The following is a 19,500-nucleotide window of genomic DNA, read 5'->3' on the forward strand; positions in this document are numbered from 1 at the left end:
GTCGCGCGGCGGCAAGGGCGTCATCAACATGAAGGCCAACTCCAAGGTCGGCAAAGTCGTCAGCATCCAGCTCGTCGACGACACCACCGAGATGATGGTCATCAGCCAGTTCGGCAAAATCATCCGCATCGACACCAAGAGCGTCCGCGCCGCCGGCCGCTCCACCTCCGGCGTCCGCCTCTTGAATCTCGAAGCCGACGACAAAGTCGCCAGCGCCACCGTCATCCCACCCGAGGACCCCAAAACCAACGGCGAAAACGGCACGCTCGTGCAGTAACCGCCGCTTCAAAGAGCGCAGCCTCAGGGCTGCGCTCTTTTTGTTGTCATTCCCGAAGGGAATCTGCGTCTCGCACTTCGGATCACAACCAAACCTGAAGGGGCACGGCTTCAGCCGTGCCATAAGACACCCCATAAACACCAAAGGCTCGGGCTTCAGCCCGAGCCTTCTCGCTCCCCACAACATCTTTACCGCGCCGTCATCCTGAGCCGTAGGCGAAGGACCTCCGTATTTCGCCTGGACCACTATGCCGCTCGTCGACGACACCACCGAGATGATGGTCATCAGCCAGTTCGGCAAAATCATCCGCATCGACACCAGGAGCGTCCGCGCCGCCGACCTCTCCACCTCCGGCGTCCGCCTCCTCAACCTCGAAGCCGACGACGAGGTCGCCACCGCCACCGTCATCCCACCCGAGGACCCCAAAACCAACAGCGAAAACGGCACGCTTGTGCAGTAGCCGAACTCCGCTCGAGCCGTGCCAAGAACCAAATGTGGAAATTAGGCTGCCTGGGGCCCTTAGAATGAAAGGTTCCAAGGGGGCGATATCAAAGCACCAGCGACAGAAGTCGAAACCCTCGAAGCGAAACTGGGTTGTGACTGGCCCAACATCCGTGCCGCTAGGGCCAACTCCCTCAAGAGACTGGAAGAGCTCGAGTCTGTAATCAAACCTTTCGAGAGTTCAGATCAGAGCGTGGTTGTATTCGGGTCGCTGGCACGAAGGGAATTGACCCCAGACAGCGACCTTGACTGGAGTCTGCTTCTCGACGGATCTTCGTCCCCCGAAGACCTAGAGACTGCTCACGACATAAGGGCAGCGCTGGAGGGGCTCGAGTTTAAAGCCCCAGGACAAGAGCAAACATTCGCCACTCTCGTCTCTAGCCACGATCTGATCAATTACATCGGCGGCCAAGATGACACCAACGCGAACACAACGCGCCGCATCCTCCTCCTCTTAGAATCGACACCGATTTGTAGAGATGACGCTTATAACAGAGTCGTAAATAACCTATTCAAGAGATATCTGAGCGAAGACTACGGACTATGGCATGGGTCCAAAGACTACAAGGTACCTCGATTCTTCCTGAACGATATCGCTCGCTACTGGCGCATGATGGCGGTAGATTTTGCTTACAAGCAACGAGCGAGAAATAACAAAGGATTTGCTCTACGGAACATCAAACTTCGCTTCTCACGAAAGCTGATTTTTCTAGTCGGCTTGATGACCTGCTTCGAGTGCCATCTAGCCTTTTCAGAGGAGCAAAGGAACGAAATCTACGGTCACGACAAGGAGGTCGTAGCACCAGTAATCGAAAAGATTCGCGAATGTGTCGCGATCCCGCCGTTGGACTTACTGGCAAGAGTACTCTTGCGGTACCCGGAACACCAGATGTCAGCCAAGACTATTTTTGGTGCTTACGAGGAGTTCATTGGACTACTCGCCTGCGAGACGAAACGTCAGCGCCTCGAAAGGCTAAAACCTAAAGAGCTCGACAATGATGAAGTCTTCCGATACGGGCGAGATATCAGCCATAGCTTTCAAAACGGTATAAGAGATATATTTCTCAAACCGGACAATGTGCTTGGGAAACTAACGATCGAATATGGGGTGTTCTGATGAAACACATAGGTTTTTCTTCGGGAGCATTAGCATTAGGCAATTTCGATGCGGCTCTCGAGATCCTGCGTGATTTCGAAGTAGATTCGGTCGAACTCTCCGCCCTCAGGGCTCGAGAGGTAGAGGTTCTGATATCCGCACTGCCTCGCCTGGATCTGAGGCGGTACAGTTACGTTTCGTTTCACGCTCCGAGCGCGTTCGTAGAAAGCGAAGAAGATCTGCTGGCTCAGTACCTCTACTCACGTGTGCCGGACTCTTGGCCGATAGTTCTGCATCCCGATGCAATCTATGACTTCTCTATTTGGAGACGCTTCGGAAAGCGCCTCGCTATAGAAAACATGGACCGACGGAAACCGATTGGCCGCACTGTCGCTGAGCTTGCGAAAATCTTCGATCTACTTCCTGATGCAAGATTCTGTTTCGATATCGGTCATGCAAGACAATGCGACGCTTCAATGACAGAGGCGTATTTCATGTTGAAAACATTCGGATCGAGAATAGTTCAAGTGCATGTCAGCGAGGTGAACAGTGCTAGCCAACATGAACGAGTCTCGTACGCGGCCAAGTTGGCCTTTCAAGAGGTCGTACCGTTGCTACCGCCGCAAGCTCCTTTAATTTTGGAAAGCCGAGCAAAGCCGAACGAGATTGCGGAGGAACTGAGGACAGTAAAAGAGTTATTCGAATCAGCCGATCTTGTCGCTGCGGTGGCATAGCCGCTGGTTGCCCGCTCTGCCGAAGGCCGGAGTGAAGCGAAGCGAAACGACTGAACTGCCTTCCTTGAACAGCCCCTAACTGCCGGAAGAACCCACGATCCTTCAGTTCGCCACCGGCGGCAAGGCTGTGTCGTCGCTGACATAGGCGTGCAGAGACGTCCCCTGCTTAATGTCGATATTCTTTCCATGCTTGATGAGCCCAATCGGCCCGAAGAGCACGGTGAGAACCACCGTACTCGTCGTCCCCGACTGTCCCTCTTTTCCCTTCGTCCCACGCAGGTGAACCTTCGTGTCTCCCACCTTCAAATAGTTCAGACGAATATCCAGCTGCCCGGGCTTGCCCATCATGCCCGAGTGCTCCGCATGCGCAACTTCGCCGACGGCCTTGCTTCCTTCCTTTGCTACAACGACGCCGTTCACCTTCAGGTCGTCAGAAAGCGTGAACATCACCGGATCACCCTCGGCAGCCGTCTTCGAACTGATGTCCTGGGCAAACTGAAGCGGCACGTCATCCCCGTCACGGAGCATGTAACGCCCATTCGCATCGGGTCCATTCAAAGCCACCGCAGCCACTACGGGTATAGCCGCGACGGTCGCCGCCTGAGGGCCAGGAGAAGTTGGCTGTGGGGGCATTGGAGCCGCGGCTGCGGGAGTAGCCGCATTCGTTTCTGTCCCGCCTTGGATCGTCAAAGGCGCTTGTGGCTTCTGCGCGACAACGGCAGAACTCGACACAAGGAGAACCGGCAGAAGGCTTGCGAAAGCTTTCATCTACACCTCAACTTTGTTCTTGAAATCTGCGGAAGACTACGCCGTCTCGGTGTCGGACACAACACAATTCTTCCCCGCCGGGCGCCCATTCGCCGGGCCCCATCCCACGTCTAACCTCAGCGGGAGCCTCACCATGATCCGCACGACTCTCCTGCTCGCCGCTGCAGCCGTCCTCATCCCCGCCGCTCACGCGCAAACTCCGCAGGACCCCTGTAGCCTCCTCACGCCCGACCAGATCAAAGCCGTTATCAATTCGCCGGTCGAGCCCGGCCAACCGGGTGTTGCCAAAGGCTCCAACGAATGCACCTGGGGCGACGCCCACGGCGAGGACCGCGTCTACATCGCCCTCCGCCCCGCCGCCGACTTCCGCACCACCCGCACCAACCTCGAGAAGTCCGGCGTCCACCCCACCCCCGTCACCGGCCTCGGCGACGACGCCTTCTTCGTCTCCCCCGACGACTCTTCCTCAGCCCTCTACGTCCTCACCAAAAACCATCTGCTGCTCCTCACCGTCACCCTCCCCGACGGCACCCAGCAGACCAATCAGGCCGCCGAAAAGTCCCTCGCCACCCAGATCCTCCCCAAACTCTAACCATCCGGAAAAGTAACCCCCCCACCCGTTAACTCCCCTGAATCCAAGACTTTACCTGTAACTCCCCTGAATTCAAGAGTTTGCCCAAGAAGTCCAAGCCTAAGTCCAATCTCCTGAAGACTTTGCACAGAAACCGGGGGGAGGGGGGGTACCTACTTCTTCTCCACCGCCTTCTTCAAATGTCCCGCGCACTGATCGGCCCAGCCCAGATAGATATCACCCGGTCTCTCATTGGAATCCACCCGGTGGAAGTTGCAGGCGAACACCTCGGTGCCCGTACGCGCATCCTTCATCGAAACGTTCGTACCCCCGCGCGTACTCAGGACCATCCCGGTAATGAACCCCCGTTTCTTCACGTGCGCTGAGCCAGACATCACGAAATCCGCGTCGGCGCGATCCTTCACGACCACAACCGGCACCTTCTTCTGAACGATCGAGTCCGACAGAAGCTTGTCGAATCCATCCATCGGCTCAAGGAAGACCTTTGCCCCCGGAGCAAGTAGAGCAGCGGTCGGAACAGCTTCAGTGGAAGGCGTAGACGCCGTCGGTTGAGTCGAAGCCTCCTGAATCGGAGGCGTTTGGGCGAGCGATGTGGAACTCAACATAAGGAGCACCGCAAGAAGGCCTGTAGCTTTCATGTGCACCTCGCATATGCGAAATCGGCGCAAGATTACGCCCGACAGCTCGCCGATACAACACCACTTCCGGGGTAAGACCTGAACCCGCATCTAACCTCGCGGAGCACAACATGATCCGCACCTGCCTCGCCCTCGCCGCTGCCGCCACCCTCATCCCCGTCGCCGCGCGCGCACAAGCCCCCTGCAGCTTCCTCTCCCCTGACCAGGTCAAGGCCGTCGTCGGCGAGCCTGTAAACCCGGGCACCCCCGGCGGCTCCAAAGACTCCCCCGACTGCACCTGGAAGGACGCCAAGGGCGAGGACCGGGTCTACGTCAGCCTCAAATCGCGAGACACCTTCAACGTCACCCGCGCCCAGATGTCCAACACCGGCCGCCTCGCCTCCGTCACCGGTGTGGGCGAGGACGCCTTCTTCGTCTCCTCCGCCGCCGGCTCCGCGGCCTACCTGTACGCGCTCGGCAAGCACCACCTCCTGCTGCTCCAGGTGAACGTCCCCAACGCCAGCCGCCAGGACAACGAGGCCGCCGAGAAGGCCATCGCCAACGAAATCCTTCCCAAACTCTAGCCGAGCATCCCTTCGCGCTTACAATCCAGGGCATGCGCAAATCCCTGCTGTCTGTAGCTCTCCTCGTCGCCCTGCCGGTCAGTTTCGCCAGCGCGCAGTCGCCGCAGCCCAAACCCATGGATCTGCGCGCCGTGCTGCTTGAGCAGCTCCACTCCACCCACGACAAATCCGAGTGGTTCGTGTCCTTCGATACTGCTGTCGCCGGCCTCACGCCCGAGCAGGCCCGCTGGGTCCCGAAGGCAGGTGGGCCCGGCCAGATGCATTCCGTGGCCCAGCTCGTCGCCCACCTCATCTTCTGGAACGAGCAGTCTCTCGCCAAACTTAGAGGCCAGACGCCCGCTACCTACTCCGGCAACAACGAAGACACCTTCGTTGGCTACGACGTGAACCAGATCACTTCGACCGAGTGGTCCATCCTTATCGCGCGCTTCGACCACAACATGGCCGACCTTGAGCAGTGGGTCCAGTCCGCCAGCGACGCTGACCTCGCCCAGCACGCCTCCGGCATCGCCCACATAGGCACGCACAACGCCTACCACATCGGGGAAATCGTCTACGTCCGCAAGCTCCAGGGTTCATGGAACCCCGACAAGGGCGTCAAGTAGACAGGAGAAAGCCTCACCCGTTACCTCGGCTGAGTGCAACAATTTGTCGGTAATTCCTGTGGATGCACAAAAATGGCCGCCCGAGAATCAGGCGGCCTCTGAAGGAAAAACAACTAAAACGTAAAGCGGCGACGAACCACTCCAGCGATCCCAAACACTCCTGTTGCCAGTAGCGCCAGCGATCCTGGCTCCGGTGTCGCAGCGGCCGTCGACCCACCCGGCGCCCCGACGACGGTGGTCCCAGTCGTATCGTCCGTCAGCGTAAAGGTCAGGGAGTCAGTGCCATCGAAGTTCGGATCCGTCACCAGCCCATATCCCGGGTCAAAGTAGTAGATGTTGTAGTCTGTCCCATCCGCCGTGTCGAAAGAGAAGCCATTAAGATCCAGCGCCCCTCCGCTTGCGAGCGGGAAGAAGATGAAGTTGTCATTGGGCGGATTCCCGGACGATGCCGACGGATAGATCCCCGGCGCCAACAGGCCGGCAATGGCAACACCATTCGCCGTACCTGAGACGGAGTTGATGAGATATTCCCCTGTTGTTCCAGTGGATGTAGCCGTGAACGTGCCGGATCCCGTGAAGTTGGTCGGTGTGGACCCAATGGTTCCCATGCCAGAGTAAGTGAAGTTGAATGTGTCAGCGAAGGCTGCCGGGCAAAGAAGCAGGGCAGCAACTGACATTCCGCAGAGAGACAGCAAACATCTCTTCATACAGGTCCCCCAGAACCAGTTCTTGAAAACACTCTGTTGAAGAAAGATGCTGCCCGCGGCAAATTGGGTATCTACACCGTTTAGCGGTGCAATTTAGATATCAGGTACAGCGCTGCCGAGAGCAGAATGCTCAGCACGATGCATGTGCCCAAGGGAAACCACACCTGAACATTGCGTCCGCGATACACAACGTCGCCGGGCATGCGACCAGGTCCAAGCCCGACACGCTCCAGCAGCAGCACGACCACTCCTGCCACGACGAGTGCGACCCCGATCCCGATGAGCAGCTTACCCATGCGCTCTCCTGCCATTCATTAGACTCCGGAGTGCCCGTCAGGAAGTAAAGGGCTTTGCTGCCATATGCAATCGGCGCTAGGATAAGGGTCCTCCTCCTGGAATGTCGGCCGGAGCCGGCCCTGCCTCTACATCTTCGAACGTGGGCTCCCTTTTAGAGGCGAAAGCTCAGAATCGAGGTTCGTATGAGCCTGCGTCTTCACTCCTCGTCAGGGCAGCTGCAAAGAAAAGCAGAGGCCGTTCCTCGCGTTGCGAGTCTCGTCCTGAAGTCGGTCGTTGCTGCGCTGGTGCTGTCGGGCACGATCGTGGCGGCTGCGCAGGATATTCACATCGGCGCGACCTACGTCTGCAACGGCGAACGCATGTTCGTTGAGAACTGCAATATCCGCGATACGTCCGATACGTCGAAGTGCATGGTCGGTCATCCCGATACGGTTCTGCCGAACGGGTTGATGAAGTACACGTACGAAACGCGCGGCGACCTGAAGAAGCTGCTGCCGACGTGCAAGCAACCGAGTGCGCAACAACTCGCCGCAGCGAAGGCGTTCCAGGACAAGCAGCAGGCAGCCTACAACGCGAATGTAGCGAAGTCCGAGCAGCAGATGGCCGCCATCCAGCAACAGCAGGCGCGGCAGGACGCCGCTATCACCGGCGGGCCGCCGCCGCCGTCGAGCGATCCCGAGACACGGGCGATGAACCGCTGCATCACCTCCGGGCGGCTGCCGGCATCATGCACGGGCAATGCGCTGCTGGGACATTTCACGTCGATGATTGGACAGGTGACAAGCGGTTTGCTCGGCGGAGACGATGAAGTTGCCAAAGCCGGGCCGGATTCCGGCGCGGAGATGGATGGCGTGTTTGTCGGCGCGGGCAACTGGCGCGTCGACTTTGTCACGGATGGTGTGCTGGTGAACTGCGCGTACCTCGCGCCGGACGGGCATCACTACAAGATCAACTTCCGCGATGGCAACGCGCTCATCGTGCTTGATACGACACCGAAGCCGCTGGTGCTAACGCTGCATCGTGACAACACGCTGACGGCCCCGGGACCGGTGACGATCGATGGAGTGGTGCCGAGTGGAACGGGCGGCGGCGGGTCGACACCGGGCCATACGGAGTCTCACACGACGACGACGACGCAGCGCATTGACGGCAGCCAGGTGGGCGCATACTCCGGTGACACGTTGTCATACGCGGGCAATGGGCAATACGACGCTACGCACACCACTACGACGAACACATACGTTGCAGGAACCTCCCAGCCGACCTACACAACGTTTTCGCCGCGCCGCGTCACGTGCCCGGCGTTGAATCTCTCGACCAAGGGCGCGACGGTTGGGATCGAGACGATGCAGACGAATCTTTTGAAGACGATGTTTGGTGGAGACAAGGGACCGCCAACTCCGCCGGGCATTCGAATGCATGGCATCTATGCGGCGAATACGGGCTTCAGTGTGCAGTTCTTCCCGGAGTCTGCGGTTCTTGGATGCGGACCGGATGCGGCGCGCGCGTATCCATACAGCGTGACCGCGGAGGGATCGAACGCTGTGATCAACATCAACGCGCCGGATCATCCGCTGAAGCTGGTGTTGAAGCCAGATGGATCGCTTGATGCGGGAAGCACAGAGGCGTACCAGGTGCACGGGCGATTCGTGGCAGGGCAGAACGACAATGGCGACTTTACCTTTGGTCCGATGGAGCGAAGCTGCAATCTTGCGGTGATGACGCCAAGCAAGACGATACCGACGGGCGGAGGGAGTGCGGCGTCGATGGTGCGGACGGCTGCGGCGGATCCGGCGACGATGTCGACGCCGAAGAATGTACCGGGAAATGCGACGCTGTCGATCGTGTCAGGATTTCCGGCGCAGGCTGGCGCGCCGAACCCGCTGGCATCGCACCCGTACACGCTGCTGCGCGACAGTATCCCCACTCTTGTGGCGAAGGCTGGCGTGGCGATTCCGGCGGGATCGAGCGCATACAAGGTGTTTGGTGTGGCGTGTGGAACGCGCAGTCCTGACTGTCAGAAGATCATCGACGCGATCAAGGCGAGTGCGGCGTCTTCCGTGCGTGCGGATGCGAATGGAGGCGGGACGTTTCCTGCGGTGCCGCCGGGAACGTATTACCTGATGATCTCGGCCCGGTACAACAACCAGGCGCTGATGTGGGATCATCCGGTGCAATTGAAGGCGGGAGCGAACTCGATGACGCTGAGCCCTCAGAATGCGTCGCCGATGCAGTAGGCGCTACTGTTCAGACGGATTCGGGTGGGGGCCGGTGAAGGCCGAGCAGCAGGGCTTCATGACGGGCGCGAACTCCATGTACTCGACGCGTGTCTGGTCGGGGTCGAAGAGGTTGAGCTGAATCTTGCCGTCCTTGCCGGCCTGGATTGCGGTGCACTGCTTCTCTTCACAGCCGTTGGCCTGAAGGTCGTGCAGAACAGTTTGCATGTGCTCGACGCCGAGCGAGAAATGATCGCTCATGCCGAAGTCGTGTTTGTTGGGCTGCTGGTTGGGCATCATCATGTACTCGATCCAGTCGGTGCCGTCGGGGACTTGCATGCTGATCCAGTCGACGTTGGGCGGATGCATGGTGCCGTACCAGTAGGGGCGGAAGCCGAGGATTTGCTTCCAGAAGGCGTCTTCCTTGGCGCGGTCGTGGACGATGAAGCCGACGTGGATGATGTGGTGGCTGGGGGCGCGGTTGGAGAGCGGAGTGTCGCGCGCGAGATCAGCTTCTTTCAGTTTGGAGTCTTTCTGGACGAAGCAGACGAGGTTGCCCTCGGGATCGTGGACCTCAATCAGACCAGGGTCGGGGGACTCGGGGTGGAGGCCCTGGGATTCGAGGTAGCGCCTCATCTCGTCGAGGTTGCTTACCGTGAAGCCGACGGCGGCCATGTAGGATTGGCCGTCGCGGAGCTGGGTTGGTACGACTTCGATCCACTGATGTTTGTTGATGGGAAAGACCATCTCGTTGTCGTTGTGCTTCTCGTCGTAACCCATGGTGATGCCGTAGAAGTGCTGGGCGGCGCGGGCGTCGTCGGTGTAGACGCGCATGAAGGCGATGCCGGTGATGGCGGGGCGCTGTTGGGCCGAGGCAATGGTGGCGGACAGAATTGCGGCGGCGAGAAGAGCGGCGAATCTCATGCGCGAAACTGTAACTGGTTCCATTCGCAGGGTCAAAGGATGGAATCGGGATCATTGAATATGAGCGTGCTTCTGCAAGTTATGTTTCATACAGAGCAGTTGAATATTTTTCTCACTCGTTGATGTGCCGCCCTTTGAATAAGGAAGGATGTGGTCGAAGTGCAGATTTTCTTTCGAACCGCAGCGAACACACTGACCAAGATCTCTCTTCCAAACGGCAAGCTTCACTGCTGATGGAATAAGGCGAGCATGCTCTTCGGCCGCTCTCAAAGCATCTAGCTCTAGTTCTTGTTCCTCTAAATCTTCAAGCAATCTGAGCTTGAACTTGAAAACCCGTCGCCCGCCAATCGTTTCCATCCAACTGTCTTCAAGTGCGAAGACGCCGTTGTAAACCCAAATACCAGCTTTTATCTTCTCGTAGACACGGACACGCAGCGCATCGCGATTACCGCTCTTGAATTCTTGTGCTGCTTCGTGAAACAGGCCATTTTGAGTCAGGCGCCCCCATTGTGTCTCCAACGGCTGATCTACAGCTTTGGGGTTCGGACACTTCTTAGAACGGGATTCGTCGTGCCCTTCATAGATAAGTACACTTCCGTTTTCCTCTAAGCGATCGTCGTAAGGCGCACCTGGACGTAAGGAGGATAGGACTACCGCGTGGCCGCCAGCGGTACGGAAATTCATTCCCCGTTGCAACGACATGGATTCCCGACCGCACATGTCATGGTGGCTGATGATGTCATCACGCTTCATGTGCGATCATTCTGCCGCGTTTGGCGCAGAAACACAAAGGCCGCCCCGAAGGCGGCCTTTGTTCTTGTCTTTGCGCGCAGCGCGTCGGCTGCATGCAATGCTAGTCGCCGGCGACGAGGTCTTCTTCCTTCGCTGCGGGTGTCGTGACGGGCTTGATCTCGCCGAGCGAGACGAAGCCGGCGATCTCGGGCTCCTTGAGGATCTCCTTGCGGTAGAGCTTGGCCATCTTCGCGTTCTCGGCGTCCTGCTTGATCTTCGCGTCGCGGGCGCGGATCTTTTCCTCGCGCGCGTTCTTGGCGATGCCGGACTTCTCGAACGTGTCGTTGGCGGCGGAGTTGACGTGCTCCTCGTTGAGAACCAGGTCGTACTTGTCCTGCTTCTCGAGGCCGACCTTCTTGCCACCGGCGAAGATTTCGTGACGTCCGTGCTCCTCATACCACTTGGTGAGCGTGGAGGTCATGTGCATCTTCTCGATGATGTTGCGCCAGCCGATGCCCGTGTTGTACGCGCAGAAGCTGATCTCGCCTTCCTGCGTGGCGTACGGGATGATGCACTGCTCGGTGCGGCGGAAGTCGTAGTTGAAGAGGTCCTGGAACCACATGCCGGCGATGAAGAGGAAGTTCCAGCGGTCCTTGCGGCGCTTCTCGATGTCCTCGAGGGTGCGGTCCGCGGTGACCTTGCCGTAGTTGCGGCCGGTGGCGCCGAAGCACTTATCGAACTTCTCAAGCAGCGAGAAGATGCTGAAGTGCGTGGGAGCGTTCTTGGGCTCGTAGTTGCGGATGAGCGCAAGCGCCGCGCCGATGACGGTGAGGATCTTGCCGCGCGAGGCGTCGTTCACCTTGGCGATGTCCTTGGCGAGGCGATCGGCGTTGAGGAACGCGGTGACCGGAACGGCTTCCTTCGTTTCCTTGTCGATCATCAGCGCCATGCCGATGCCACAGTTCGGGTGGCAACCGCAGGAGAGCTGGCCCCAGTCGTGCTCCGGCCCGTGCACGAGATCAGCCCAGTCGGAGAAGGTGGACATGAAGCTGATGGGGAACCAGTCGCGTGTGGATTCGCCGAGACCGGTTTGGTCGCGGATGTCGTGCGCGAGGTGCGAGAGGGTGTAGCGCTGTGCAGCGCGGCGCTCGTCGGAGACCGCTTCGTCGCGGCCGGTGAAAGAAACCGGCTGGAAGGAGAGGAAGTTGATCTTCTTCGGATTGTCGAGCGCGAACTGGATGATGCGGCCGACCTGCTCGTTGTTGATGCCGTTGACGATGGTCGTGACGGGGACGATGTCCACGCCGGCCTCGTGCAGGTTGTGGATGGCCTGGAGCTTCACGTCGAACGCGTTGCCGACCTTGCGGTGCGAGTTGGCGGCGTTACCGATGCCGTCGAACTGCAGGTAGGCGTAGCGGAGACCGGCCTCAGCGGCGGCCTTGGCGAACTCCTTGGACTTGGCGAACTCGATGCCGTTGGTCGCGGCCTGCACGGAGTTGTAACCAACCTTGCGGGCGTAGGCGACGGCGTCGAGGAAGTAGGGCGAGAGCGTGGGCTCGCCGCCGGAGAACTGGACCGACATCTGACGACGCGGCTTGATCTGCACCGCGTTGTCGAGCATGGTCTTGATCTCGTCCCAAGTGAGCTCGTGAACGAAGCCGACCTGGTTGGCGTCCATGAAGCAGGGATCGCACATCATATTGCAGCGGTTGGTGAGATCGATCGTGAGGACCGAACCGCGGCCGTGCGTGACTGTGGAGGTTCCGTGGTTGTGCAGCTTCTCGTCGTTGTGGGCGCGGATGTCGCGACCGGGAAAGACCTCTTCGAGGTGGCGCATCATCGGCGGGTCGATGGACATAACGTCTTCGAAGTGGCCGTGGATGGGACAGTCCTTGACCATCAGGATCTTGCCGTCGCGCTCGATGATCTGAGCCTTGATCTCGCCGACCTTCTCGTTGAGGAGGATCTCGTGCGGCAGCTTGCCATCGATGATCTGCTGACGGATCTCAGGGACGCACTTGGGGCAGAGAGAGTCAGTAGTGCGGGGCCAGCCCAGTGGCGGCTTCTCCTTCTGGTAGCTCTTGAGAAGCGGCTTATCGGACCACTTGGGGGTGAAGCTCTTGTTGGGGCTGATCGAATTCAGCTTGTCAAAGACTACCCAGCTCGCGCGTGCTCCGAGCACTACACCTTTTTCGAGGAGCTTAACCGCTTTTCCCATTTCGTTCGTCTCTCCTAAAAGAGTTGTTGCAGAGTTCGCATCACGCGTTATCCACTAAACTCAAATCTGGTTCAGATTACGATGCTAAGTACCTGTCCCAGAAGTACATCCGAGGGTACCCGCAGGAGTCCTCAGCACATTAAAAGCTACGCATCTCGCTGCTGAAAGTCGTCCGATTCGCAGCGAACGGCGATATCGTGCAGCGAATGGTAACGTGACGACTGTGACGAGCAACCTCCCGGGGTTTGGCAGCAGGCGGGCTTTGCCTCGCATCAGATTCAGTAAACGGGGCTCGGGGTCGCAGGGACCCAGACTGAGGAGATTTCCAGTGTTGTTTGCACGTTTTGGCCAGCGCTTTTGGATGGCGGCGCTGTTTGCAGCAGTATCCAGTTGCACTGTTTCAACCGCCCGCGCGGAGCAGCTTCCGGCTTCATTGCGCGGGACCTGGCGGATTACACGCATTCTGCCGACGACGAACTCCGGCTGCTGGACGCGCGAGCAGGCGCAGTCGCTGGTGGGAACAACGCTGACTTATGGGCAGAGCTCGATGCGGTGGCGCGGTGGTTTGGTGCCGCTCGAGGACATCTATACGCGCGTGGTGAGCGCGGAGGACTTCAGCAAGGAGAACGCCGCGCCGCAACCGGCGAGCTTTGCTCAACTGGGCGTACGGGCGGCGGAGTTGGTGGAAGTGGATATGCAGCATGAGGATGCTGCAGTGCTGCCGGCGAGCACCGAGATTCCGGGCGATTCGGTGTTGATGGTCGCGCCGGGCCGGATTGTGGTGAGCGCGTGCGGCGTGTACTACGAGGCGACACATGCGAAGTCTCTCGAACGTGCGTCGCTGGCCCGCAGCGGCCACGTTCGCTCGAGCGGCCGATGATGCGGAGCAGCCTGCTGTAGATGCTCTGAGAGAATGGTCGGGTGATCACTCGAAGGACCTTTCTCGGAGCACTGTCTGCGATTCCTGTTTTTGTTCGAAATAACGCGTACGCGTGGGGGACGGCACGCGCTCGCGAATATCACGTTTCTCCGCAGGGGAGCGATAAAAACAAGGGGACGACTGCGCGGCCGTTCAGAACGATCGGCGCCGCGGCGGCGCGGGCGTTTCCCGGCGATGTGATTACGGTTCACGAGGGTGTCTATCGCGAGCGCGTGTCGCCGGCGCGCGGTGGAACGTCAGATGAGAACCGGATTGTTTATCGCGCTGCTCCAGGCGAGCGCGTTGAGATCACGGGCGCCGAGGTCGTCAAGGGATGGAAGCGTCTCCAGGATGATGTGTGGAGTGTGACGATCCCGAATAGCTTTTTCGGCGAATTCAATCCCTACAGCGATGTGATTCACGGCGACTGGTTTGACGCTGTGGGCCGCACACACCACACGGGCGCGGTGTATCTGAATGGCGACTGGTTTGTGGAAGCCGCGAGTGTGGACGAGGTGCTGCACACGAAGAGCAAGACGCCGCTGTGGTTTGGGCAAGTGAACGAAAACACGACGACAATCTGGGCGCAGTTTGAAGGCGTTGACCCGAACCAGCAGCTTACGGAGATCAACGTTCGCCAGACCGTCTTCTATCCCGAAAAGACGGGCATCGATTTCATCACGGTGCGCGGGTTTATGCTGCGTCGTGCGGCCACGCCGTGGGCACCGCCGACGGCTGAGCAGAAGGGCGTTATCGGCACGCATTGGAGCAAGGGCTGGATCATCGAAGATTGCGATGTCAGCTATTCGATCTGCTGCGGCATCGCGCTGGGAAAGTACGGCGATCAGTGGGACAACACCTCTGCGAATTCCGCGGAGGGTTATGTGAAGACCATTGAGCGCGCGGAACAACACGGATGGTCAAAGGAGAATATCGGGCATCACATTGTGCGCAACAACAGGGTCTCTCATTGCGAACAGGCTGGGATTGTGGGAAGTCTTGGACCGGTGTTCAGCATTGTTAGCGGCAATACGATTCACGACATTCATGTGCGCCAGCGCTACAGCGGCGCGGAGATCGCCGGCATCAAGTTTCACGCCGCCATTGACGTGGAGCTCAGTCACAATCACATCTACCGAACGTATCGCGGAATGTGGCTGGACTGGATGGCGCAGGGAACGCGCGTTACGGGGAATCTGTTCCACGACAACCAGGCCGTGGACCTTTTCGTTGAGGTGGATCATGGGCCGTTCATCGTCGACAACAACCTCTTTCTTTCGAAGAACTCGCTGCATGTGAATTCTCAGGGCGGGGCGTTCGCGCACAATCTGCTTCTCGGCGGCGCGCAGGTGAATCAGTATGACGCGCGGATGACGCCGTTCATGCTGCCGCACTCGACGCAGGTCGCTGGATATCACGACAATCCGAACGGCGACATTCGATTTCTGAACAACGTGCTCGCGCAAGGCGGTGATCTCACGCAGTTCAACCAGACGCGGTTGCCGATGCATCTGGATGGCAACGTGTTTGTGGGGCATGCGAAGCCGTGTGCGCAGGAAGATGCTCCGCTGCTGCAACCGGAGTTTGATCCGGATGTGCGGCTGGAGGAAAAGAGTGATGGGTTTTATCTCGAGATGACGCTGGATAGTGTGTGGGCGCAGGAGAAAGAACGAAGGTTCGTCACGACAGAGAGTCTCGGCGTCGCGGTGATCCCGAATCTGCCGTTCGAGAACTTCGATGGTGGACCGGTTCGGATCGACAAGGATTTTTCCGGCAAGCAGCGCAACGTGCAGAGTCCGTTTCCCGGTCCGTTCGAAGCGCCGGAGGGTGGCAGGCAGACGTTCAAGGTTTCGTGACGCGGTAGTTGTGTTGCGAGGCGGCGCTACTGCCGAAGCTCGACGATGGTCGCACCCTGGCCGCCTTCGTTGTAGGGCGGCTCGGTGACGGAGATGACGTGCGGATGCTTACGCAGGAGATCACGCAGCGTGCGGCGCAGCACGCCCATGCCGACGCCGTGAACCACGCGGATGCGCGGAAGGCCCGCGAGGAAGGCGCGCTCGACGAAGCGTTCGACTTCGGCCTCTGCCTCGTCGGCGGTGCGGCCGATGACGTTGATCTCGGAGCTGACCAGCTCGTCGTCGTGTGATGTGGAGATGGTGATGCCGCTGCGGCGGCGGAGGGTCTCGGCGGGTGGCTCGTGGACGGGTGTGATCTCGGCGATGTCGGTGTGAGGGACGCGGGTCTTGATGGCGCCGAAGCTTACTTCGAGCGAGTTGGCGTCGATCACGCGGACGACGCGGCCTTCCCGGTTGAGTGACTTGAGGCGGACGAGGTCGCCGACCTTCGGTAATCCAGGTGAAGCAGATCCCTTCGTTCCGCTGCGCGATGACAAAGAAGAGTCGCCGGAGCTGGAGTCGTGAATCTGGTGTTGCGCGACGGTGGTCTGGAACTGCTCAGAGAATTCACGGCGCAGGCGCGCGATGCGCAGCGCGGAGTCGCGGGCTATCTTCTGCGCGATCTTTTTATCGTCAATGTCTTTGACGGTGTCGCGGAGCTGCGATTCGAAGTCGCGAATGAGGGCTTCGAGCTTGCGGGCTAGTTCTCTGGTTGTTGCCTGCTGCTCGGCGCGGCCCTCTTGTTGAAGGCGCTGGCGTTCAGCGTTGAGCTTGCGCTCGGTGGCAGCAAGGTCGGCGCGCTCTGCGGTTGCGGCGCTCAGTTGTGCATGCAGCTCGTCGAGGAAGCGGCTGATGTCCGCCTGCTGCGTGGTGAGCTGCGAGCGGGCGTTGGTGACTATGGCTGGGTCAAGCCCGAGGCGCGAGGCGATGTTGATCCCGGCGGACGCGCCGGGTACGCCGAGGCGCAGCTCGTAGGTCGGGGTGAGTGTGGATTCGTCGAAGCCAACGGCCGCGTTGAGCACGCCGGTATGCCGCGCGGCGTAAACCTTGAGCGCGGTGAGGTGCGTGGTGATGATGCTGAGCACGTGGTGCTCGAGGAAGTGCTGTGCAACTGCGACGGCGAGCGCGGCGCCCTCGTCGGGGTCGGTGGCGGAGCCGAGCTCGTCGATGAGGACGAGGGAGCGGTCGTCAGCGCGTTCGACGATGCGGTCGATGTTGCGGATGTGCGCGGAGAAGGTGGAGAGGTTCTGCTCGATCGACTGCGCATCGCCGATGTCGGTAAAGATGCCGGTGAAGATGGGCAGGCGCGCGCTTGTGGCGGGCACGGGAACGCCGGCCTGCGCCATTACGGCGACGAGGCCAACGGTTTTCAGCGCGACGGATTTGCCGCCGGTGTTAGGACCGCTGATGATCATCTGGCGCTGGCCGGTCGGGAGTGCGACGGTCATCGGGACGATGCGGCCGGCTTGAGCGCGGAGACGAAGATCGAGCAGAGGATGGCGTGCGGCGACGACCTCGAGTTCGGTTTCGGTTCTTTGCGGTTCTTCGGGCTCCGGCGCATTCGCATCAGGTGCGTTGATGAAGACGGGCCGGACGCACTCGAGCTGCTGCGCGAACGTAGCGATGGATTGGTGTGCGTCGAGCTCCGACAAAATCTCTGCGCCGAGCGTGAGCGGTGTGGCGTGCAGTGCGACGGCGCGGGTCATCGCGACGAGGATGCGGTGGATCTCGGCTTGCTCATCATCAAGCAGGCGCGCGAGCTCGTTGTTCTGCTCGACGGTCTCCATGGGCTCGAGGTAGACGGTCTGGCCGCTGGAGCTGGAGCCGTGCAGGATGCCGCGGAGCTTGCGCTTGAACTCGGCTTTGACGGGGATGACGAAGCGTTCGCCGCGCACCGTGATGAGGTCGCTCTGCGTGCCGCCGCCTTCGCTGAGCTGGGCCAAAGCTTTGCGCAGGCTTTCTTCGATGATGCGGTGCTGGCGGGCAAGCGAACGGCGAATGCGCGCGAGCTCGGGCGAGGCGTCGTCGGCGAGCGATCCGTCGGGCTCGATCTTGCCGCGGAGCGCGCGGAGGAGGTTGCCGAGATCGTGCTCGAGCAACGGAGAGGAAAGCGATTCGACGGCCGGCCAGTGGCCCTTGAGGTTGCCGGGCGGTGTAAGGACGAGGAGGCGCCAGGCGTCAACGCGCTCGGCGTGCGCGAGAATCGAGAGCAGCTCTGCGGGTTCGAGCGCAGAGCCCTCGATGCGTGCCTGGTCGAGCAGCGGTGCGGGGTCGAGCAGGCCGCGGAAGTTAAAGGTTCCACCCACAGCGACGAGCTGGCGCATCTCCGCGGTGCGCTGCTGCTGCTGGCCGATCCAGGCCGGGTCGGCGGACGGTTCGAGCGTGAGGACCCGAGCGCGGCCAAGCTCGGATCGTGCAGCGGCGGCGAGACCTTCGCGCAGCCGCTCCCACTCGAGCGCCGCGCCTCCGCGTTCGCTGAGGCGGCCAGGGAAGTTCAGGGCCTCTTCGCTCTGATCTGGGCTGGATGTCACAGTCACAGCTCCATTAGAGCCGATTCCGGGTGCGGCAGGCTCGGGTGCTGTAGCCAATTTGCGCGTCGCATACCCGTGTTGAGGAACCGCCTGATGCTCTGAATGCTTTCTAAGGGCGGCCCCGAGCCGTCTCATTGGTAAGATGTGGAGTGTGACGATTCCCGCCCGGCTCGTCCCGCTGGGTCGCGCGTTGGCGATCACGGGACTGACCCTTCTCCTTGCACCCACTGGCCGTTTACAGGCCCAGGCTGCGGCTCCCGCGCCGTCTTCGTCCTCCACGAATCAGGTCTCTCAGCCGGCCGCTCAGAGTGCGCAGCCGAACGCGGCGCAGCAGCCCGGGCTGATTACACGCGACGAGCCGCCAGCCTATAACCTGCAGCTGTTCTCGCGCGAGGTCGACCTTATTTTCACGGTTACGGACCACAAAGGGCACTTCGTCACAGGCTTGCAGCAGCAGGACTTCGGCCTGCTGGACGACGGACGTCCGCCATCACGCGTCGTGACCTTTAAACAGCAGACGAACCTTCCGTTGCGGGTCGGCATCATGCTGGATACGTCGACGTCAATCCGGCAACGGTTCATCTTCGAGCAGCAGGCAGCGACCGACTTTCTGCTGCAGGTGCTACGGCCTGAGGACCGCGCGTTTGTCGAGGGATTCGATGTGCAGACCGAGCTGACACAGGACTTTACGAACCGCGTGGACCTGCTGGACACGGGCATTCGCAAGCTGCGGCCCGGCGGCGGAACGGCGCTGTTCGATTCGCTTTACAAGACCTGCCGCGACCAGATGCTGACGCTGCAGCAGAACAACGCCGTGCGCAAGGCGATTGTGCTTGTCTCGGACGGCGACGATGATTACAGCCGCGCGTATGAGTCCGACGCGATCAAGATGTGCCAGCGCGCGGAGACCATCGTATACACGATCAGCACGAACTACGGGCCCAGCAAGGACAAGGGCGACGACGTGCTGAAGGCAATTGCAGACGCCACGGGCGGACAGGCGTTCTTCCCGGATTCGGTCGAGCAGGTGGCAGCCGGCTTCCACAATATCGAAGAGGCGCTGCGCAGCCAGTACTCGCTTGTGTATGTGCCGGCTGACTTTAAGCAGGATGGCAGCTTCCGGACGATTTATCTGCAGTCTCTGGACGCACGATATAACGTTCGCGCTAAAAAGGGGTACTTTGCCCCGAACGCGCCGCAGTAATCGGCGGCTCCGCTACGCCGTAATTCGAGATCATTTGGGAGAACTTTCGCCCGCAAATCGCGTCTGAAATAGCAGTGAGGACG

19 protein-coding genes are annotated in these 19,500 nt (G+C 60.0%); 11 read left to right on the forward strand and 8 right to left on the reverse strand.

All coding sequences use genetic code 11. The features are described from left to right. From VGU25_11810 to VGU25_11825, 4 genes are all read left to right on the forward strand, one after another. Positions 1–277 (forward strand): DNA gyrase C-terminal beta-propeller domain-containing protein (locus tag VGU25_11810; GenBank protein ID HEV2577884.1); only part of this gene is annotated, 277 nt, incomplete at its 5' end. Positions 278–524: 247 nt separating this feature from the next. After that, entirely contained in the window at positions 525–737 is a 213-nt protein-coding gene (locus VGU25_11815) for a DNA gyrase C-terminal beta-propeller domain-containing protein (GenBank protein ID HEV2577885.1), read from the forward strand. Positions 738–941: 204 nt separating this feature from the next. Then, the gene (locus VGU25_11820) at positions 942–1,895 is read left to right on the forward strand and encodes a nucleotidyltransferase domain-containing protein (protein ID HEV2577886.1); all 954 of its coding nucleotides are present in this window, start codon (positions 942–944) and stop codon (positions 1,893–1,895) included. Then, entirely contained in the window at positions 1,895–2,608 is a 714-nt protein-coding gene (locus tag VGU25_11825) for a TIM barrel protein (protein ID HEV2577887.1), read from the forward strand. Before VGU25_11820 ends, VGU25_11825 begins: the two co-directional genes overlap by 1 nt. Before the next feature lie 102 nt (positions 2,609–2,710). Here VGU25_11825 and VGU25_11830 read toward each other — a convergent pair whose 3' ends face one another. After that, the gene (locus tag VGU25_11830) at positions 2,711–3,376 is read right to left on the reverse strand and encodes a hypothetical protein (GenBank protein HEV2577888.1); all 666 of its coding nucleotides are present in this window, start codon (positions 3,374–3,376) and stop codon (positions 2,711–2,713) included. 133 nt (positions 3,377–3,509) lie between these two features. Here VGU25_11830 and VGU25_11835 point away from each other — a divergent pair, with 133 nt between their 5' ends. Next, positions 3,510–3,968 (forward strand): hypothetical protein, encoded by a 459-nt coding sequence (locus tag VGU25_11835; protein ID HEV2577889.1) that lies wholly within the window; start codon positions 3,510–3,512, stop codon positions 3,966–3,968. 152 nt (positions 3,969–4,120) lie between these two features. On the opposite strand, the gene VGU25_11840 is transcribed toward VGU25_11835, so the two are convergent. Then, positions 4,121–4,606, reverse strand: coding sequence for a hypothetical protein (locus VGU25_11840; GenBank protein ID HEV2577890.1), 486 nt, complete (start codon positions 4,604–4,606; stop codon positions 4,121–4,123). A gap of 110 nt (positions 4,607–4,716) precedes the next feature. On the opposite strand from VGU25_11840, the gene VGU25_11845 reads away from it, so the two are divergent. Both VGU25_11845 and VGU25_11850 read left to right on the forward strand, forming a co-directional pair. Continuing rightward, positions 4,717–5,169 carry a hypothetical protein gene (locus VGU25_11845; protein ID HEV2577891.1) on the forward strand — a complete coding sequence of 151 codons (453 nt, stop codon included), beginning with the start codon at positions 4,717–4,719 and terminating at the stop codon, positions 5,167–5,169. Between the two features lie 32 nt (positions 5,170–5,201). Further along, positions 5,202–5,774, forward strand: a complete 573-nt coding sequence (locus VGU25_11850) for a DinB family protein (GenBank protein ID HEV2577892.1) — start codon at positions 5,202–5,204, stop codon at positions 5,772–5,774. A gap of 113 nt (positions 5,775–5,887) precedes the next feature. On the opposite strand, the gene VGU25_11855 is transcribed toward VGU25_11850, so the two are convergent. Together VGU25_11855 and VGU25_11860 are read right to left on the reverse strand one after the other, a co-directional pair. Next, positions 5,888–6,451, reverse strand: a complete 564-nt coding sequence (locus tag VGU25_11855; GenBank protein ID HEV2577893.1) for a PEP-CTERM sorting domain-containing protein — start codon at positions 6,449–6,451, stop codon at positions 5,888–5,890. A gap of 110 nt (positions 6,452–6,561) precedes the next feature. Beyond that, on the reverse strand, positions 6,562–6,777 hold the full coding sequence (locus VGU25_11860) for a DUF2905 domain-containing protein (GenBank protein HEV2577894.1): 216 nt from the start codon (positions 6,775–6,777) through the stop codon (positions 6,562–6,564). A gap of 183 nt (positions 6,778–6,960) precedes the next feature. Here VGU25_11860 and VGU25_11865 point away from each other — a divergent pair, with 183 nt between their 5' ends. Beyond that, a complete protein-coding gene (locus tag VGU25_11865; GenBank protein ID HEV2577895.1) occupies positions 6,961–9,015 on the forward strand; it encodes a hypothetical protein in 2,055 nt (684 codons plus the stop codon). 3 nt (positions 9,016–9,018) lie between these two features. On the opposite strand, the gene VGU25_11870 is transcribed toward VGU25_11865, so the two are convergent. The 3 genes from VGU25_11870 to VGU25_11880 form a co-directional block, all read right to left on the reverse strand. Continuing rightward, complete coding sequence (locus VGU25_11870) at positions 9,019–9,918, reverse strand: VOC family protein (GenBank protein ID HEV2577896.1); 900 nt, start codon at positions 9,916–9,918, stop codon at positions 9,019–9,021. A 51-nt stretch (positions 9,919–9,969) separates the two neighbouring features. Beyond that, positions 9,970–10,671, reverse strand: coding sequence for a YDG/SRA domain-containing protein (locus tag VGU25_11875; protein HEV2577897.1), 702 nt, complete (start codon positions 10,669–10,671; stop codon positions 9,970–9,972). A gap of 100 nt (positions 10,672–10,771) precedes the next feature. Beyond that, positions 10,772–12,868, reverse strand: a complete 2,097-nt coding sequence (locus tag VGU25_11880; protein ID HEV2577898.1) for a radical SAM protein — start codon at positions 12,866–12,868, stop codon at positions 10,772–10,774. A gap of 331 nt (positions 12,869–13,199) precedes the next feature. Here VGU25_11880 and VGU25_11885 point away from each other — a divergent pair, with 331 nt between their 5' ends. Together VGU25_11885 and VGU25_11890 are read left to right on the forward strand one after the other, a co-directional pair. Continuing rightward, positions 13,200–13,748 carry a hypothetical protein gene (locus VGU25_11885; protein HEV2577899.1) on the forward strand — a complete coding sequence of 183 codons (549 nt, stop codon included), beginning with the start codon at positions 13,200–13,202 and terminating at the stop codon, positions 13,746–13,748. Positions 13,749–13,789: 41 nt separating this feature from the next. Continuing rightward, positions 13,790–15,643, forward strand: a complete 1,854-nt coding sequence (locus VGU25_11890) for a right-handed parallel beta-helix repeat-containing protein (GenBank protein HEV2577900.1) — start codon at positions 13,790–13,792, stop codon at positions 15,641–15,643. 26 nt (positions 15,644–15,669) lie between these two features. Here VGU25_11890 and VGU25_11895 read toward each other — a convergent pair whose 3' ends face one another. Then, the gene (locus VGU25_11895; protein ID HEV2577901.1) at positions 15,670–18,213 is read right to left on the reverse strand and encodes a Smr/MutS family protein; all 2,544 of its coding nucleotides are present in this window, start codon (positions 18,211–18,213) and stop codon (positions 15,670–15,672) included. A 142-nt stretch (positions 18,214–18,355) separates the two neighbouring features. On the opposite strand from VGU25_11895, the gene VGU25_11900 reads away from it, so the two are divergent. After that, positions 18,356–19,417 (forward strand): VWA domain-containing protein, encoded by a 1,062-nt coding sequence (locus VGU25_11900; GenBank protein HEV2577902.1) that lies wholly within the window; start codon positions 18,356–18,358, stop codon positions 19,415–19,417. Positions 19,418–19,500: the final 83 nt, after the last annotated feature.

This window comes from Acidobacteriaceae bacterium (assembly GCA_035944135.1).
Lineage (GTDB): Bacteria > Acidobacteriota > Terriglobia > Terriglobales > Acidobacteriaceae > Granulicella.

What these genes read in the sequence shown, in the direction of transcription:
- VGU25_11815 (HEV2577885.1), top strand. Translation starts at nt 525, where the DNA reads ATGCCGCTCGTCGACGACACCACCGAGATGATGGTCATCAGCCAGTTC.
- VGU25_11825 (HEV2577887.1), top strand. Translation starts at nt 1,895, where the DNA reads ATGAAACACATAGGTTTTTCTTCGGGAGCATTAGCATTAGGCAATTTC.
- VGU25_11830 (HEV2577888.1), bottom strand. Translation starts at nt 3,376, where the DNA reads ATGAAAGCTTTCGCAAGCCTTCTGCCGGTTCTCCTTGTGTCGAGTTCT.
- VGU25_11835 (HEV2577889.1), top strand. Translation starts at nt 3,510, where the DNA reads ATGATCCGCACGACTCTCCTGCTCGCCGCTGCAGCCGTCCTCATCCCC.
- VGU25_11840 (HEV2577890.1), bottom strand. Translation starts at nt 4,606, where the DNA reads ATGAAAGCTACAGGCCTTCTTGCGGTGCTCCTTATGTTGAGTTCCACA.
- VGU25_11845 (HEV2577891.1), top strand. Translation starts at nt 4,717, where the DNA reads ATGATCCGCACCTGCCTCGCCCTCGCCGCTGCCGCCACCCTCATCCCC.
- VGU25_11850 (HEV2577892.1), top strand. Translation starts at nt 5,202, where the DNA reads ATGCGCAAATCCCTGCTGTCTGTAGCTCTCCTCGTCGCCCTGCCGGTC.
- VGU25_11855 (HEV2577893.1), bottom strand. Translation starts at nt 6,451, where the DNA reads ATGTCAGTTGCTGCCCTGCTTCTTTGCCCGGCAGCCTTCGCTGACACA.
- VGU25_11860 (HEV2577894.1), bottom strand. Translation starts at nt 6,777, where the DNA reads ATGGGTAAGCTGCTCATCGGGATCGGGGTCGCACTCGTCGTGGCAGGA.
- VGU25_11865 (HEV2577895.1), top strand. Translation starts at nt 6,961, where the DNA reads ATGAGCCTGCGTCTTCACTCCTCGTCAGGGCAGCTGCAAAGAAAAGCA.
- VGU25_11870 (HEV2577896.1), bottom strand. Translation starts at nt 9,918, where the DNA reads ATGAGATTCGCCGCTCTTCTCGCCGCCGCAATTCTGTCCGCCACCATT.
- VGU25_11875 (HEV2577897.1), bottom strand. Translation starts at nt 10,671, where the DNA reads ATGAAGCGTGATGACATCATCAGCCACCATGACATGTGCGGTCGGGAA.
- VGU25_11880 (HEV2577898.1), bottom strand. Translation starts at nt 12,868, where the DNA reads ATGGGAAAAGCGGTTAAGCTCCTCGAAAAAGGTGTAGTGCTCGGAGCA.
- VGU25_11900 (HEV2577902.1), top strand. Translation starts at nt 18,356, where the DNA reads ATGTGGAGTGTGACGATTCCCGCCCGGCTCGTCCCGCTGGGTCGCGCG.